General features: G+C 58.8%; 28 protein-coding genes and 1 pseudogene. All 29 read right to left on the reverse strand.

Annotated features, from left to right (window positions below; all coding sequences use genetic code 11):
* Positions 1–110 precede the first annotated feature (110 nt).
* The 29 genes and pseudogenes from rplQ to rpsJ all read right to left on the reverse strand — a co-directional run bounded on the left by rplQ (position 111) and on the right by rpsJ (position 14816).
* Positions 111–506, reverse strand: coding sequence for a 50S ribosomal protein L17 (rplQ, locus tag AAHK20_RS25915; protein ID WP_136899532.1), 396 nt, complete (start codon positions 504–506; stop codon positions 111–113).
* Positions 507–661: 155 nt separating this feature from the next.
* Positions 662–1639, reverse strand: coding sequence for a DNA-directed RNA polymerase subunit alpha (locus AAHK20_RS25920; RefSeq protein WP_137334050.1), 978 nt, complete (start codon positions 1637–1639; stop codon positions 662–664).
* Positions 1640–1763: 124 nt separating this feature from the next.
* A complete protein-coding gene (gene rpsD, locus AAHK20_RS25925; protein ID WP_449184356.1) occupies positions 1764–2387 on the reverse strand; it encodes a 30S ribosomal protein S4 in 624 nt (207 codons plus the stop codon).
* 155 nt (positions 2388–2542) lie between these two features.
* Positions 2543–2947 (reverse strand): 30S ribosomal protein S11, encoded by a 405-nt coding sequence (rpsK, locus tag AAHK20_RS25930; protein WP_006052224.1) that lies wholly within the window; start codon positions 2945–2947, stop codon positions 2543–2545.
* 28 nt (positions 2948–2975) lie between these two features.
* Positions 2976–3341, reverse strand: coding sequence for a 30S ribosomal protein S13 (gene rpsM, locus AAHK20_RS25935; protein ID WP_137334052.1), 366 nt, complete (start codon positions 3339–3341; stop codon positions 2976–2978).
* Between the two features lie 41 nt (positions 3342–3382).
* Positions 3383–3499: a 50S ribosomal protein L36 gene (rpmJ, locus tag AAHK20_RS25940; protein WP_004199844.1), complete on the reverse strand. Its 117-nt coding sequence runs from the start codon at positions 3497–3499 to the stop codon at positions 3383–3385.
* 20 nt (positions 3500–3519) lie between these two features.
* Complete coding sequence (infA, locus tag AAHK20_RS25945; RefSeq protein ID WP_004521905.1) at positions 3520–3738, reverse strand: translation initiation factor IF-1; 219 nt, start codon at positions 3736–3738, stop codon at positions 3520–3522.
* 8 nt (positions 3739–3746) lie between these two features.
* Positions 3747–5093, reverse strand: a complete 1347-nt coding sequence (gene secY, locus AAHK20_RS25950; protein WP_449184357.1) for a preprotein translocase subunit SecY — start codon at positions 5091–5093, stop codon at positions 3747–3749.
* A gap of 54 nt (positions 5094–5147) precedes the next feature.
* On the reverse strand, positions 5148–5582 hold the full coding sequence (gene rplO / locus AAHK20_RS25955) for a 50S ribosomal protein L15 (protein WP_449184358.1): 435 nt from the start codon (positions 5580–5582) through the stop codon (positions 5148–5150).
* 27 nt (positions 5583–5609) lie between these two features.
* A complete protein-coding gene (rpmD, locus tag AAHK20_RS25960; protein ID WP_004202755.1) occupies positions 5610–5792 on the reverse strand; it encodes a 50S ribosomal protein L30 in 183 nt (60 codons plus the stop codon).
* A gap of 15 nt (positions 5793–5807) precedes the next feature.
* Positions 5808–6326, reverse strand: a complete 519-nt coding sequence (rpsE, locus tag AAHK20_RS25965; protein WP_137334055.1) for a 30S ribosomal protein S5 — start codon at positions 6324–6326, stop codon at positions 5808–5810.
* 14 nt (positions 6327–6340) lie between these two features.
* Positions 6341–6706: a 50S ribosomal protein L18 gene (gene rplR / locus AAHK20_RS25970; RefSeq protein ID WP_137334056.1), complete on the reverse strand. Its 366-nt coding sequence runs from the start codon at positions 6704–6706 to the stop codon at positions 6341–6343.
* Between the two features lie 12 nt (positions 6707–6718).
* Complete coding sequence (rplF, locus tag AAHK20_RS25975; protein WP_449184359.1) at positions 6719–7249, reverse strand: 50S ribosomal protein L6; 531 nt, start codon at positions 7247–7249, stop codon at positions 6719–6721.
* An 18-nt stretch (positions 7250–7267) separates the two neighbouring features.
* A complete protein-coding gene (rpsH, locus tag AAHK20_RS25980; protein ID WP_007730595.1) occupies positions 7268–7663 on the reverse strand; it encodes a 30S ribosomal protein S8 in 396 nt (131 codons plus the stop codon).
* Between the two features lie 14 nt (positions 7664–7677).
* Positions 7678–7983, reverse strand: a complete 306-nt coding sequence (gene rpsN / locus AAHK20_RS25985; protein WP_137334059.1) for a 30S ribosomal protein S14 — start codon at positions 7981–7983, stop codon at positions 7678–7680.
* 7 nt (positions 7984–7990) lie between these two features.
* Positions 7991–8530 (reverse strand): 50S ribosomal protein L5, encoded by a 540-nt coding sequence (gene rplE, locus AAHK20_RS25990; protein WP_449184360.1) that lies wholly within the window; start codon positions 8528–8530, stop codon positions 7991–7993.
* A 16-nt stretch (positions 8531–8546) separates the two neighbouring features.
* Positions 8547–8856, reverse strand: a pseudogene (rplX, locus tag AAHK20_RS25995) (50S ribosomal protein L24).
* Between the two features lie 9 nt (positions 8857–8865).
* Entirely contained in the window at positions 8866–9234 is a 369-nt protein-coding gene (gene rplN, locus AAHK20_RS26000; RefSeq protein WP_012402188.1) for a 50S ribosomal protein L14, read from the reverse strand.
* Positions 9235–9539: 305 nt separating this feature from the next.
* Positions 9540–9812 carry a 30S ribosomal protein S17 gene (rpsQ, locus tag AAHK20_RS26005; RefSeq protein WP_102611090.1) on the reverse strand — a complete coding sequence of 91 codons (273 nt, stop codon included), beginning with the start codon at positions 9810–9812 and terminating at the stop codon, positions 9540–9542.
* On the reverse strand, positions 9809–10003 hold the full coding sequence (rpmC, locus tag AAHK20_RS26010; protein ID WP_054918554.1) for a 50S ribosomal protein L29: 195 nt from the start codon (positions 10001–10003) through the stop codon (positions 9809–9811). Before rpmC ends, rpsQ begins: the two co-directional genes overlap by 4 nt.
* Before the next feature lie 10 nt (positions 10004–10013).
* Complete coding sequence (gene rplP, locus AAHK20_RS26015; RefSeq protein WP_121281878.1) at positions 10014–10430, reverse strand: 50S ribosomal protein L16; 417 nt, start codon at positions 10428–10430, stop codon at positions 10014–10016.
* A gap of 2 nt (positions 10431–10432) precedes the next feature.
* Positions 10433–11245: a 30S ribosomal protein S3 gene (gene rpsC, locus AAHK20_RS26020; RefSeq protein ID WP_137334061.1), complete on the reverse strand. Its 813-nt coding sequence runs from the start codon at positions 11243–11245 to the stop codon at positions 10433–10435.
* Between the two features lie 11 nt (positions 11246–11256).
* Entirely contained in the window at positions 11257–11586 is a 330-nt protein-coding gene (rplV, locus tag AAHK20_RS26025; RefSeq protein WP_004199272.1) for a 50S ribosomal protein L22, read from the reverse strand.
* 12 nt (positions 11587–11598) lie between these two features.
* Positions 11599–11874 (reverse strand): 30S ribosomal protein S19, encoded by a 276-nt coding sequence (gene rpsS / locus AAHK20_RS26030; protein WP_137334062.1) that lies wholly within the window; start codon positions 11872–11874, stop codon positions 11599–11601.
* A 10-nt stretch (positions 11875–11884) separates the two neighbouring features.
* Positions 11885–12712 carry a 50S ribosomal protein L2 gene (gene rplB / locus AAHK20_RS26035; protein WP_449184361.1) on the reverse strand — a complete coding sequence of 276 codons (828 nt, stop codon included), beginning with the start codon at positions 12710–12712 and terminating at the stop codon, positions 11885–11887.
* A gap of 2 nt (positions 12713–12714) precedes the next feature.
* A complete protein-coding gene (rplW, locus tag AAHK20_RS26040; RefSeq protein WP_449184362.1) occupies positions 12715–13029 on the reverse strand; it encodes a 50S ribosomal protein L23 in 315 nt (104 codons plus the stop codon).
* Positions 13026–13646 (reverse strand): 50S ribosomal protein L4, encoded by a 621-nt coding sequence (rplD, locus tag AAHK20_RS26045; protein WP_136899562.1) that lies wholly within the window; start codon positions 13644–13646, stop codon positions 13026–13028. The genes rplW and rplD overlap by 4 nt, the downstream gene beginning before the upstream one ends.
* A complete protein-coding gene (rplC, locus tag AAHK20_RS26050; protein ID WP_449184363.1) occupies positions 13646–14305 on the reverse strand; it encodes a 50S ribosomal protein L3 in 660 nt (219 codons plus the stop codon). The genes rplD and rplC overlap by 1 nt, the downstream gene beginning before the upstream one ends.
* A gap of 199 nt (positions 14306–14504) precedes the next feature.
* Positions 14505–14816, reverse strand: a complete 312-nt coding sequence (gene rpsJ / locus AAHK20_RS26055; protein WP_006998489.1) for a 30S ribosomal protein S10 — start codon at positions 14814–14816, stop codon at positions 14505–14507.
* Positions 14817–14919: the final 103 nt, after the last annotated feature.

Genomic DNA, 14919 nt, shown 5'->3' on the forward strand with positions numbered 1-14919 from the left:
GCTTTGATCGGATTCAACCCGGCGTTCGAAGGTGCGCATACGCCACGCGCCGCCCCAATACAAAAAGGGCCAAGCCTGCGCTTGACCCTTTTTTACCTACGCCGAGACACTTATTCAGCTTCTTGGACGTTTTCCGCTTCCACCGGTTCCGGACGGTCGAGCAGCTCGACCAGTGCCATCGGCGCGTTGTCGCCAACACGGAAACCGAACTTCAGGATACGCAGGTAGCCGCCCGGACGGTTCGCAAAGCGCGGACCGAGCACGTCGAACAGCTTCGTGACCGAGTCACGATCGCGCAGGCGGTTGAACGCCAGACGGCGGTTTGCCAGCGACGGCTTCTTGCCGAGCGTGATCAGCGGCTCGACGACTTTACGGAGTTCCTTCGCCTTCGGCAGCGTGGTCTTGATGACTTCGTGCTCGATCAGCGAATTGGACATGTTACGGAGCATTGCCAGACGGTGGCTGCTCGTGCGGTTCAGTTTCCGCAGACCATGACGGTGACGCATTTCAATTTCCTTGATTCAAAGTTTTAATCCAGCTCTTCTATCGCCTTTGCCCCTCATGCTGAGAGCGGCAAAGCGCACGGGCCGGTAGAGAAAAAGGCAAGACGCGGATTTTAAAGGAAAATCCGCGTCATCGCCAGTCGCGGGCACAAGCCCGATTACTTGTCCAAACCAGCCGGCGGCCAGTTTTCGAGCTTCATGCCGAGCGTGAGGCCACGCGAAGCGAGCACTTCCTTGATCTCGTTCAACGACTTGCGACCGAGGTTCGGAGTCTTCAGCAGCTCGTTTTCCGTACGCTGGATCAGATCGCCGATGTAGTAGATGTTTTCGGCCTTCAGGCAGTTCGCGGAACGAACCGTCAGCTCGAGATCGTCCACCGGACGCAGCAGGATCGGATCGATCTGCGGCGCACGCGACGGCGCTTCCGCCGTAGCTTCGGTGCCTTCCAGCGCAGCGAACACCGACAGTTGATCGACCAGAATGCGCGCCGATTGACGGATCGCTTCTTCCGGCGAGATCACACCGTTGGTTTCGATGTTCATCACGAGCTTGTCGAGGTCAGTACGCTGTTCGACACGCGCGCTTTCCACGGCGTAGCTCACACGGCGAACCGGCGAGAACGACGCATCCAGGACGATACGGCCGATGATCTTGGCCGTTTCTTCGCCGTAGCGGCGCACGTTGCCCGGCACATAGCCGCGGCCCTTCTCGACCTTGATCTGCACGTCGAGCTTGCCGCCCTTCGACAGATGCGCGATCACGTGATCCGGGTTGATGACTTCACAGTCGTGTGCGAGCTCGATGTCGCCAGCGGTGACGACGCCTTCGCCTTCCTTGCGCAGCGTAACCGTCACTTCGTCACGGTTATGCAGCTTGAACACCACGCCTTTCAGGTTCAACAGCAGGTTGACTACGTCCTCTTGCACCCCATCGAGCGTCGAGTACTCATGCACGACGCCTGCGATCGTCACTTCGGTGGGCGCATAACCCAACATCGACGACAGCAGCACGCGCCGAAGCGCGTTACCCAAGGTATGGCCATAACCGCGTTCGAACGGTTCCATGACCACTTTCGCGTGGCTCTCGCCCAGCGATTCCACAGCGATGATCTTGGGCTTCAACAAACTGGTTTGCATAGGTTTTCCTCTTCAATACCCTCGGCTCGTTACACCGATAAGGCTGACCGGTAACAACCTGAAAATAAACAGCCGAGGCAACCCCTTGCGCAACGCAATCAGGTTACCCCGGCCGTTAATCCGATTAGCGCGAATACAATTCGACGATCAGGCTTTCGTTGATATCGCCACCGATGTCTGCGCGATCCGGCATCTGCTTGAACGTGCCTTCGAACTTCTTCGAGTCGACGGCAACCCAGCTCGGCATACCGCCTTGCTCGGCCAGCGACAGTGCTTCGAGAATACGCGCTTGCTTCTTCGATTGTTCGCGCACGGACACCACGTCACCCGCCTTCACTTGCAGAGACGGGATGTTCGCGACTTGGCCGTTCACGACGATCGACTTGTGGCTCACGAGCTGACGTGCTTCAGCGCGCGTCGAGCCAAAGCCCATGCGATAGACGACGTTGTCGAGACGCGATTCGAGCAATTGCAGCAGGTTTTCACCCGTGTTGCCCTTGCGGCGATCGGCTTCGGCAAAGTAGCGGCGGAACTGGCGCTCGAGCACGCCGTAGATGCGCTTCACTTTTTGCTTTTCGCGCAACTGCGTGCCGTAGTCGGACGTACGAGCGCCCGACGTGCGGCCGTGTTGACCAGGCTTGCTGTCAAGTTTGCACTTGTCAGCGAGCGAGCGACGTGCGCTCTTCAGGAAGAGATCAGTGCCTTCACGGCGGGACAGCTTGGCCTTCGGGCCGGTATAGCGTGCCACGTTGCATTCCTTCTATGTTTATTCACGCAAACTTTCGTCCGCGCTAGTTCGTACCCTTTGGGCCGAACGGTGGGCTTAGTCAATCAATGCGCAAACGGCCCATCGGCGCCGATATTTCTCAATCGGCGACAACAGGCAATTTGCAAATGCGCGTCTTAGATACGACGACGCTTCGGCGGACGGCAGCCGTTGTGCGGAACAGGCGTCACGTCGGAGATCGCGGTGATCTTGATGCCAAGACCATGCAATGCGCGCACCGCCGATTCACGGCCCGGGCCGGGGCCCTTGATCCGCACTTCGAGGTTCTTCACGCCGTATTCCATCGCCACGCGGCCAGCCGATTCGGCTGCGACCTGAGCTGCAAACGGCGTCGACTTACGCGAGCCCTTGAAGCCTTGGCCACCCGACGTCGCCCAGGCAAGCGCGTTGCCTTGACGATCGGTGATCGTGATGATGGTGTTGTTGAACGACGCGTGAACGTGAACCACGCCCTCGGCGACGTTCTTCTTGACCTTCTTGCGAACGCGTTGCGCCGCGGAGTTGTTCGAAGCCTTAGCCATTACGTTTTCCTGTAACTGTCAGTCCCGCTTACTTCTTCAGCGATTGCGCTGCGCGGCGCGGACCCTTGCGCGTGCGGGCATTCGTCCGGGTACGCTGGCCACGCAGGGGCAGGCCCTTACGATGGCGCACGCCACGGTAGCAGCCGAGGTCCATCAGGCGCTTGATGTTCATCGTCACTTCACGGCGCAGATCGCCTTCGACGACAAACTTGCCGACTTCCTCACGCAGCTTTTCGAGATCTGCGTCGGTCAAATCCTTGACCTTCTTCGAGAATGCCACACCAGCCGCTTCGCAAATATCGCGCGAGCGCGTGCGGCCGATACCGAAGATCGCCGTCAGGCCAATTTCGGTATGCTGGTGGTTCGGGATGTTAACCCCTGCAATACGAGCCATTGTTTTTCCTCAAACAAAAAGCGCAAGCAAAAGCGCGGCGTTCAGCCTTGACGCTGTTTGTGGCGCGGATCAGAGCTGCAAATCACGCGCACAACGCCTTTGCGCTTGATGATCTTGCAATTGCGACAAATGCGCTTAACCGATGCCATCACTTTCATGATATTACCCTTTTTTCAAGTCACTTCGCCCGGAACACGATCCGCGCACGCGACAGATCGTAAGGCGTCAATTCAACCGTCACCTTGTCGCCGGGCAGGATCCGGATGTAGTGCATCCGCATCTTTCCGGAAATATGCCCCAACACGACATGGCCGTTCTCCAGCTTCACGCGGAAGGTAGCATTGGGCAAGTTTTCGATGACCTCGCCCTGCATCTGGATTACATCGTCTTTGGCCATAAGTCCTTTCAACGCATCGGGATGTTGCCGCCCTTGAAATTGGCTTTCTTGAGCAGCGACTCATACTGTTGCGACATAACGTACGACTGCACCTGCGCCATGAAGTCCATCGTGACGACGACAATAATCAGCAGCGACGTTCCACCAAAATAAAACGGCACGTTCCAGCGCAGCACCAGAAACTCTGGCAGCAAGCAGACGAACACGATATAGATCGCACCGGCCAGCGTCAGACGCGTGAGGATGCGGTCGATATAGCGTGCGGTCTGGTCACCTGGGCGGATACCCGGAACAAACGCACCACTCTTCTTCAGGTTGTCGGCCGTTTCCCTGCTGTTGAACACCAGTGCGGTGTAGAAGAAGCAGAAGAACACGATCGCCAACGCATACAGCAACACGTACACAGGCTGGCCAGGCTTCAAAGCTTCGGCCACGTTGTGCAGCGTGTCCGCGAACCAGCTGTTACGCGACCCCGAACTGAACCAGTTCAGAATGGTTGCCGGGAACAAGATGATCGACGATGCAAAGATCGGCGGAATCACGCCCGACATGTTCAACTTCAGCGGCAAATGCGACGACTGACCGCCGTAAATCTTGTTGCCAACCTGACGCTTCGCATAGTTCACGAGGATCTTGCGCTGGCCGCGTTCGATGAACACCACCAGATACGTCACGCCCGCAATCAGTGCGACGATGATGATCGCCGAGACCGGCCCCATCGAACCGGTTCGCACCAGCTCGAACAGCCCGCCGATTGCATTCGGGAAGCCCGCCGCAATCCCACCGAAGATGATGATCGAGATACCGTTGCCCAGGCCGCGTTCCGTGATTTGCTCACCGAGCCACATCAGGAACATCGTACCGGTCACGAGCGTCACGACCGTCGTCAAACGAAACACCATTCCCGGATCGATCACCAGGCCCGGCTGATTCTCAAGCGCAACGGCAATACCGAAAGCTTGGAACGTTGCCAGCACTACGGTGAAAACCCGTGTGTACTGCGTAATCTTTCGCTGACCCGCCTGACCTTCTTTCTTTAGCGCTTCGAGCTGCGGCGACACGATCGCCAGCAACTGCATGATGATCGACGAGGAGATGTACGGCATGATCCCCAACGCGAAAATCGTGAATCGCGAAAGCGCGCCACCCGAGAACATGTTGAACATGCCAAGGATACCGCCGGACTGGCTTTGGAACAGCTTTGCCAGCTGATCCGGGTCGATGCCCGGCACCGGAATATGCGCGCCGATGCGGTAGACGACCAGCGCCAGCAGCAGGAACACTGCACGCCGACGCAGATCGCCAAACTTCGCAGTGCTTCGACCGGGTTTTGCGAGACTCGGACTGTTAGCCAAGTACCTTCTCCGATGCAAATGCTATTGACGGCAATCGGCTTTCGACTGCGCCAATTACTCGGCGAACGAGCCGCCTGCTGCTTCGATCGCAGCGCGCGCGCCCTTCGTCGCACCCAGACCCTTCACGACGATCTTGCGAGTGATCTCGCCCGTCTTGATGATCTTTGCGCTCTTGATCAGCTCGCCGACCAGACCCGCTTGCTTCAAAGCCAACAGATCGATTTCGTCGACCGGCAGCTTTTGCAGATCAGCCAGATTCACTTCACCGACGAATTCCTTCGTGAGCGACGTGAAGCCACGCTTCGGCAGACGACGTTGCAGCGGCATCTGACCGCCTTCGAAGCCAACCTTGTGGAAGCCGCCCGAACGCGATTTCTGACCCTTGTGACCGCGGCCAGCAGTCTTGCCGAGGCCGGAGCCGATGCCGCGACCCACGCGACGCTTCGCGTGCTTCGAGCCTTCTGCCGGCTTCAGGTTATTCAATTCCATTATCAACTCCTTGATTGCCTGAAGCGCTTAGCCGATGACCTTAACAAGGTACGAAACCTTGTTGATCATGCCGCGCACAGCCGGCGTATCTTGCAGTTCGCTGACCGAGTTGAGTCGGCGCAGGCCCAGGCCACGCACCGTTGCGCGATGCGATTCGCGGGTCCCAATCAGGCTCTTGACGAGCTGAACTTTGACAGTTTTTTCAGACATGGTGACCACCTAGGCTTAGCCCAAAATATCTTCGACGGACTTGCCGCGCTTCGCCGCGATGTCCCCCGGAGTGGACTGCTTGCGCAGGCCGTCGAGCGTTGCACGGACGAGGTTGTACGGGTTCGTCGAACCGTGGCTCTTCGCCACAACGTTCTGCACGCCCATCACGTCGAACACTGCGCGCATCGGGCCGCCAGCGATCACGCCGGTACCGTCCTTCGCCGGAGCGAGGAGAACCGTCGATGCGCCGTGCTTGCCGTGCACTTCGTGCTGCAACGTGCCGTTCTTGAGCGGCACCTTGAACATGTTGCGGCGGGCTTGTTCCATCGCCTTCTGGACAGCGACCGGCACTTCCTTCGCCTTGCCCTTGCCCATACCGACGCGGCCATCACCGTCGCCAACCACGGTCAGTGCGGCGAAGCCGAGAATACGGCCACCCTTCACCACCTTGGTCACGCGGTTGACCGAAATCATTTTTTCGCGAAGGCCGTCGTCGCGTTCGTCAGCCTGAACTTTCGCTTGCATCTTTGCCATGACGAATTCTTCCCTTAGAACTTGAGCCCGGCTTCGCGCGCAGCATCAGCCAGCGCTTTCACGCGGCCGTGGTAGCGGAAACCCGAGCGGTCGAAGGCGACGGATTCGACACCGGCGGCCTTGGCCTTTTCTGCGATACGCTTGCCGATCAGGGTCGCAGCAGCGATGTTGCCACCCTTGCCCGACTTGTCGGCGAGTTCCGCACGCACTTCGGCTTCGAGCGTCGATGCGCTGGCGAGCACCTTGGTGCCGCACGGCGAGAACACTTGTGCATAGATATGCGTGTTCGTGCGGTGCACAGCCAGGCGCGCGACTTGCAATTCAGCGATCTTGATACGCGTCTGACGAGCGCGGCGCAGGCGAGATTGAGTCTTATCCATGATTGCGCACCCTTACTTCTTCTTCGTTTCTTTGAGGATCACAACCTCGTCGGCGTAGCGCACACCCTTGCCCTTGTAGGGCTCAGGCGGACGATAGCCGCGCACTTCGGCTGCGACTTGGCCGACTTTCTGCTTGTCGATCCCCTTGATCACGATTTCCGTTTGCGACGGGGTCTCAGCCTTCACGCCTTCCGGCATTTGGTGCACCACCGGGTGCGAGAAACCCAGCGACAGGTTCAGCTTGTCGCCTTGCGCTTGCGCACGATAACCAACGCCAACCAGCGTCAGCTTGCGCTCGAAACCCTTGTTGACGCCGTTCACCATGTTCGCAACGATTGCGCGCATCGTGCCCGACATCGCGTTGGCTTCGCGGCTCTCTCCAACCGGCTCGAACTTCAGCGTGCCGTTGTCGTTCACCACTTTCACCAGCTTGTTCGTAGCTTGCGAGATCGTGCCCAGCTTGCCCTTCACCGTGATGAGGGCGTCGCTCAGGGTCACCTCGGCGCCTTCCAGCGCGATCGGGCTTTTACCTACTCGAGACATGTTTCTCTCCCCTTCGGCTTAAGCGACGTAGCAGATGACTTCGCCGCCCACGCCAGTAGCGCGCGCCTTGCGATCGGTCATCACACCCTTGGGCGTCGAAACGATCGCAACGCCGAGGCCATTCATGACCTGCGGGATGTCGTTACGGCCGCGGTACACGCGCAGACCAGGCTTCGAGACGCGCTCGAGGCGCTCGATAACCGGACGGCCAGCGTAGTACTTCAACGCAATGTTCAATTCCGACTTCGCGCCTTCAGCCTTCACCGCGAAATCATCGATATAGCCTTCGTCCTTCAAAACCTGCGCGATCGCAACCTTGACTTTCGACGAGGGCATCGTCACCGAAACCTTCTCGACCATCTGCGCATTGCGGATGCGAGTCAGCATATCGGCGATAGGATCACTCATGCTCATTTATGTTTCTCCTATTACCAGCTCGCCTTGGTCAGGCCAGGGATCTCGCCGCGGAATGCGATTTCACGAATCTTGTTACGCGCCAGGCCGAATTTGCGGAACGTGCCACGCGGACGGCCCGTGATCGCGCAGCGGTTACGCTTGCGAGTCGGATTCGAGTTACGCGGCAGTTGTTGCAATTCCAGACGAGCTGCATAGCGCTCTTCTTCCGACTTGCTTTGGTCGTCGATGATCGCCTTCAGCGCCGTGCGCTTCGGTGCGAACTTCGCCGCAAGGCGGGCGCGCTTCTTTTCACGTTCGATCAGTGCCAGTTTAGCCACGGTAACCTCAGTTTCTGAACGGGAACTTGAAGCTGGCGAGCAGAGCCTTTGCTTCGTCGTCGGTCTTCGCGGTCGTCGTGATGCTGATGTTCAGCCCACGCAGCGCGTCGATCTTGTCGTAATCGATTTCGGGGAAAATGATCTGCTCTTTCACACCGATGTTGTAGTTGCCACGACCGTCGAACGCACGACCCGACACGCCGCGGAAGTCGCGCACGCGGGGCAGCGCAACCGTCACGAAACGATCGAGAAATTCGAACATTGCCTGGCCACGCAGCGTGACCATCGCACCGATCGGATAACCTTGACGGATCTTGAAGCCGGCAATTGCCTTGCGCGACTTCGTGATGACCGGCTTCTGCCCGGCGATCTTCGTCAGATCGCCAACGGCGTTTTCGAGCACCTTTTTATCGGCGATCGCCTCACCGACACCCATGTTCAGGGTGATCTTGGTGATACGCGGCACTTCCATCACGGACTTGTAACCGAACTTCTCGATGAGGCCGGGTACAACCTTCTCTTTGTAAAATTCTTGCAAACGAGCCATTTTTTACTCCGCAGCGTCAGGCGCTCAGCTCGGCACCGGTCGTTTTCAGGAAGCGAACTTTCTTGTCGCCCTCGACCTTAATGCCCACACGCGAGGCCTTGCCGTTCGCGTCGACCAGAGCCACGTTCGAAATATGCAGCGGCATCGTCTTGGCTTCCACGCCGCCCGTCGTACCCTTCATCGGGTTCGGCTTCACGTGCTTTTTGACGAGGTTGATGCCCTCGACCGTCACACGATCTTCGCCAACAGCCAGCACGACACCGCGCTTGCCCCTTGTCCTTGCCGGTAATGACGATAACTTCGTCACCCTTGCGAATCTTGTTCATCGCGGCTCCTTACAGCACTTCCGGCGCCAGCGAAACGATCTTCATGAATCGTTCGCTACGCAGCTCACGCGTGACCGGCCCGAAAATACGGGTGCCGATGGGCTCAAGCTTGGTATTCAAAAGCACGGCGGCGTTGCCATCGAACTTGATCAGCGAGCCGTCTTGACGGCGCACGCCCTTAGCGGTGCGAACCACCACGGCGTTGTAGATTTCGCCTTTCTTCACGCGCCCGCGCGGCGTTGCCTCTTTGACGCTCACCTTGATGATGTCGCCGATGTTGGCGTAACGACGCTTCGAGCCGCCGAGCACCTTGATGCACATGACTTCACGTGCACCCGTGTTGTCGGCCACTTCAAGCCGAGTTTCGGTCTGGATCATGGTTTATCTTTCCCAACTTAATCCGATTGCACCACCATGGCGCATCCGGTCAGTCTTGGTCCCGTCAGCCGTACTGCATTGCTCAGCTGCTTGGGTCAGAACAGCAGCGACGGCAAACGAAACCCGCCATCGCAATCAGGTGAATCCTTCGGAGAGGCATGGCGCCCATCCGCTTCCCCCACCAACTTCGCCCGCGACGGGGCTCCCATAAAGAGGGAAGACCGAGATTATAACAAATAATCTCGGTCTTGCAAGCGAAATCTACTGCGATTTCAATTACTTCTACTACTCAAGCTGCCGCAGCCTTAGATGACGCGAGCGGCTTCGACCAAGCGGGACACGGTCCAGGCTTTCGTCTTCGAGATCGGACGAGTTTCCTGGATTTCAACGAGGTCGCCCTCGTTGTACGTGTTCGCATCGTCATGTGCGTGGTACTTCTTCGAACGCACGACGTACTTCCCGTAGATCGGGTGCTTCACGCGGTGCTCGACCAGCACGGTGACAGTCTTGTCCATCTTGTTGCTGACGACCTTGCCGACCAGCGTCCGCTTGAGCGAGGTTTTTACGCTATCGTTCATTTCTGGTTCGCCTTCTCAGTCAGGACGGTCCGCACACGTGCGATGTCGCGACGAACCTTCTTCAGCTGGCTCGTGTTCGTGAGCTGCTGAGTCGCGAGTTGCATGCGCAGGCCGAATTGCGCCTTCAAGAGGTCCGACAGCTCTTTGTCGAGCGCGGCCTTGTCTTTCTGGTGAAGTTCAGAAGCCTTCATCATTTGCTCCTTAGGCGCCGAGCTGACGCACGATAAACGTCGTCTTCAGCGGCAGCTTTGCTGCAGCCAGACGGAACGCCTCACGCGCCAGTTCTTCGGTTACGCCGTCCATTTCGTACAGCATCTTGCCCGGTTGAATCTCGGCGACGTAGTACTCAGGGTTACCCTTACCGTTACCCATACGTACTTCAGCCGGCTTTTGCGAGATCGGCTTGTCCGGGAAAATGCGAATCCAGATGCGGCCACCGCGCTTGATGTGACGCGTCATTGCACGACGCGCCGCTTCAATTTGACGCGCGGTCAGACGGCCACGACCGATAGCCTTCAGGCCGAACTCACCGAACGACACGGCGTTGCCGCGCGTCGCGATACCGGTGTTACGACCCTTCTGCTCTTTGCGATACTTCCTGCGTTTCGGTTGCAGCATCGTTATTCTCCAGTCTTGCCGTCGCCGCCGGCGCCGCCAGCACCACCGCTACGACGCGGACCACCGCGGCGAGCACCTGCCGGCGCACCTTCGCCATCACGACGCGGACGGCGATCGCCACCCGGACGTGCGTTGCGGCGCGGACGCTTTTCTTCAGCGACTTCTTCCACCACCGGCGCGTCGTTGCGGCCCAGGGTATCGCCCTTGTAGACCCACACCTTCACACCGATGATGCCGTACGTCGTCTTCGCTTCCGAGGTTGCGTAGTCGATGTCCGCACGCAGCGTGTGCAGCGGCACGCGGCCTTCGCGATACCACTCGGTACGAGCGATTTCGATGCCGTTCAGACGGCCGGCGCTCATGATCTTGATGCCTTGGGCGCCAAGACGCATCGCGTTTTGCATCGCACGCTTCATCGCGCGGCGGAACATGATCCGGCGCTCGAGCTGTTGCGTGATCGAATCGGCGATCAGCTGAGCATCGGTTTCCGGCTTGCGGATTTCTTCGATGTTCACGTGAACCGGAACGCCCATGCGCTTTTGCAGCTCGGACTTCAGCAGTTCGATGTCCTCGCCCTTCTTGCCGATAACGACACCCGGACGCGAGCTGAAAATCGTGATGCGAGCGTTCTTCGCCGGACGCTCGATGACGACGCGGCCGACCGAAGCGTTCTTCAGCTTCTTCTTCAGGTATTCACGAACACCGATGTCTTCCTGCAACATCGCCGCGAAATTGTTGTTGTTCGCATACCAACGCGACGCCCAATTGCGGCTGACGGCCAAACGGAAGCCAGTCGGATGAATTTTCTGTCCCATCGTATGACCCCTTAATTCCCGACCGTCACAGTGATGTGACAGGATTGCTTCTCAATGCGGTTGCCGCGGCCTTTGGCGCGCGCGGTGAAACGCTTGAGCGATGCAGCCTTGTCGACGTAGATGCTCTTGATCTTGAGCTCGTCGATATCGGCGCCTTCGTTGTGCTCCGCATTCGCGATTGCCGACAGCACAACCTTTTTCACGATGCCAGCCGCTTTCTTCGGCGAGAACGTCAGAACGTTCAGCGCCTTGTCGACCGGCAGACCGCGGATCTGGTCAGCCACAAGGCGCGTTTTCTGCGCCGAGATGCGGGCACCGCGATGAATTGCTTTCACTTCCATCTTGATTGCCCCTTATTTCTTGGCCTTCTTGTCGGCCGCGTGACCCTTGAACGTCCGGGTCAGTGCGAACTCGCCAAGCTTGTGGCCGACCATGTTTTCCGAGATGTACACCGGAACGTGTTGACGGCCGTTGTGAACGGCGATCGTCAGGCCGATGAAATCCGGAAGGATCGTCGAGCGACGCGACCAAGTCTTAATTGGCTTCTTGTCGCGCGAAGCTGCAGCCGCCTCAACTTTCTTCAGCAAATGGGCGTCGCAGAACGGACCTTTTTTGATTGAACGTGCCATTGCCTACTCCTTAACGCTTGTGACGGCGCTGGACGATCATCGTCGTCGTGCGCTTGTTGCTGCGGGTGCGATAGCCCTTCGTCGGCGTGCCCCATGGGCTTACCGGATCGCGACCTGCCGCCGTCTTGCCTTCACCACCGCCGTGCGGGTGATCGACCGGGTTCATTGCAACGCCACGCACCGTCGGACGGATACCGCGCCAGCGGTTCGCGCCTGCCTTACCGATTTGACGGAGGCTGTGCTCTTCGTTGCCCACTTCACCGATCGTCGCGCGGCACTCGACGTGCACGCGGCGAATTTCGCCCGAACGCAGACGGACCTGCGCGTAGACGCCTTCGCGAGCCAGCAGCATGGCCGACGTACCAGCCGAACGCGCCATTTGCGCGCCCTTGCCCGGCAGCATCTCGATGCAGTGGATCGTCGTACCGACCGGAATGTTGCGGATCGGCAGCGTGTTGCCTGCCTTGATCGGCGCTTCCGAACCGGACAGCAGCTGTTGGCCCACCACCAAGCCCTTCGGCGCGATGATGTAGCGGCGCTCGCCGTCGGCGTACAGCACGAGCGCGATGTTCGCGCTACGGTTCGGGTCGTATTCGAGACGCTCGACCTTGGCCGGAATGCCATCCTTCGTGCGACGGAAGTCGATAACGCGGTAGTGCTGCTTGTGACCGCCGCCTTGATGGCGCGTCGTCACGTGACCGTTGTTGTTGCGGCCGGCGGCCTTGCTCTGCGGCTCGAGCAGCTGTGCGAACGGCTTGCCCTTATGCAGATCCTTGTTGACCACCTTCACCATCGCGCGGCGACCCGGCGAAGTCGGCTTAACTTTCACGATTGCCATGATTACTTGGCCTCCGCTTCAAAGTTGATTTCCTGGCCGGGCTTCAGGCAGACGTACGCCTTCTTCACGTCCTTGCGGCGGCCAACGCCAAAGCGGTTACGCTTGACCTTGCCTTTCACGTTCAGGACGTTGACGGAATCGACTTCCACCTTGAACAACAGTTCGACCGCAGCCTTCACTTCCTGCTTCGTGGCATCGGGCGCGACTTCGAACACGACTTGCTCGTTCTTGTCGGCCACCAGCGTCGCCTTTTCGGAGATCACCGGCGCGAGCAGGACCTGCATCAAACGATGATCGTTCTTGCGAATCTCGCTCATGACAGCAACTCCTCGATCTGGGCGACCGCTGCCTTCGTGATCAGGACTTTCTTGAAGTAGATCAGCGAGAGCGGGTCGGCGTAACGCGGCTCGACAACCGCCACGTGGGCCAGGTTGCGCGACGCGAGGTAGAGGTTCTCGTCGACCGTGTCGGTGATGACCAGCACGGAATCGAGACCCATAGCCTTGAATTTTTCAGCCAGCAGCTTGGTCTTCGGCGCTTCGAGGATGATGTCCTCGACGACCGACAGACGGCCTTCGCGGGCCAGCTGCGAGAAGATCGAGCAGAGACCTGCGCGATGCATCTTCTTGTTGACCTTGTGCGAGAAATTTTCTTCCGGCGAGTTCGGGAAGATGCGACCACCGCCGCGCCACAACGGGCTCGACGACATACCGGCACGAGCACGGCCCGTACCCTTTTGGCGCCACGGCTTCTTGGTCGTGTGCTTGACTTGCTCACGGTCCTTCTGCGCGCGGTTGCCGCTGCGTGCGTTGGCTTGGTAAGCCACGACGATCTGGTGGATCAGCGCTTCGTTGTAGTCGCGACCGAACACTGCGTCCGACGCGGTCACACCTGCACCTTCCTGACCGTTTGCGTTCAGGAGCTTAAGTTCCATTATTTGGCTCCTTTCACGGCACGCGCCTTGACAGCCGGCGTCACGAAAACCTTGCCACCCTTAGCACCCGGAACGGCACCCTTGACGAGCAGCAGCTTGCGTTCAGCGTCGATGCGAGCGATTTCGAGGTTCTGCACCGTCACCGTCTCGTCGCCCATGTGACCGGTCATGCGCTTACCCGGGAACACTCGACCCGGATCCTGCGCCATACCGATCGAGCCCGGCACATTGTGCGAACGCGAGTTACCGTGCGAAGCACGGCCCGACGCGAAGTTGTAGCGCTTGATGGTACCGGCGTAACCCTTACCGATCGACACGCCTTGCACGTCGATTTTCTGGCCGACTTCGAAGAGGTCGACACCGATCACGGCGCCAGCGGAAAGCTCGGCAGCCTTGGCGGCATCGATCTTGAATTCTTTGAGGACTTCACCGGCTTGAACACCGGCTTTGGCGAGATGACCTGCCAGCGGCTTCGTCACGCGCGAAGCACGACGCTCACCGAATGCAACTTGAACGGCGGTATAACCATCCGTTTCAACAGTCTTGATCTGCGTCACGCGGTTGTCGGACACGTCCAGCACGGTGACGGGAATCGAATCCCCTTCAGCCGTGAAGATACGGGTCATGCCAACCTTGCGACCTACGAGTCCAAGGCTCATCGTTTTCTCCATTCCCGACTGCGATTGGTCGGGGCTAATTTACAAAATGCCGCCGATTTTCAGCCCAATTGCACGGGCCAAATCGGCGACTTTTTTGCGCAAATGCGCGAAAAGCCTTGCATTATAGCGAGGCTTTTCGTTTTCCGCAAGCAATCAATGACTTAGCGCCATCGGCCTGAGCCAGCGGCGCCTGAAAGCCTTATTGCAGCTTGATCTCCACGTCCACACCGGCCGGCAGGTCGAGCTTCATCAGCGCGTCGACGGTCTTGTCCGTCGGGTCGACGATGTCCATCAGGCGTTGGTGGGTACGGATTTCAAGCTGATCGCGCGACGTCTTGTTGACGTGCGGCGAACGCAGGATGTCAAAACGTTGGATGCGGGTCGGCAGGGGCACCGGACCACGAACGATTGCGCCAGTCCGCTTTGCCGTATCGACGATTTCGGCTGCCGATTGATCGATCAGGCGATAGTCGAATGCTTTCAGGCGAATGCGGATTTTCTGGTTTTGCATGACGATTCCTTGGAAAGAGCGAGGCGGTCTTGCACCGCCGGATTAAAAAAGAACGTGAGGCCGGACGCTCTCGCGGGGAGCTGGCGCCCGGCCCCGGGCACCA

It is taken from the genome of Trinickia camelliae (assembly GCF_053525655.1).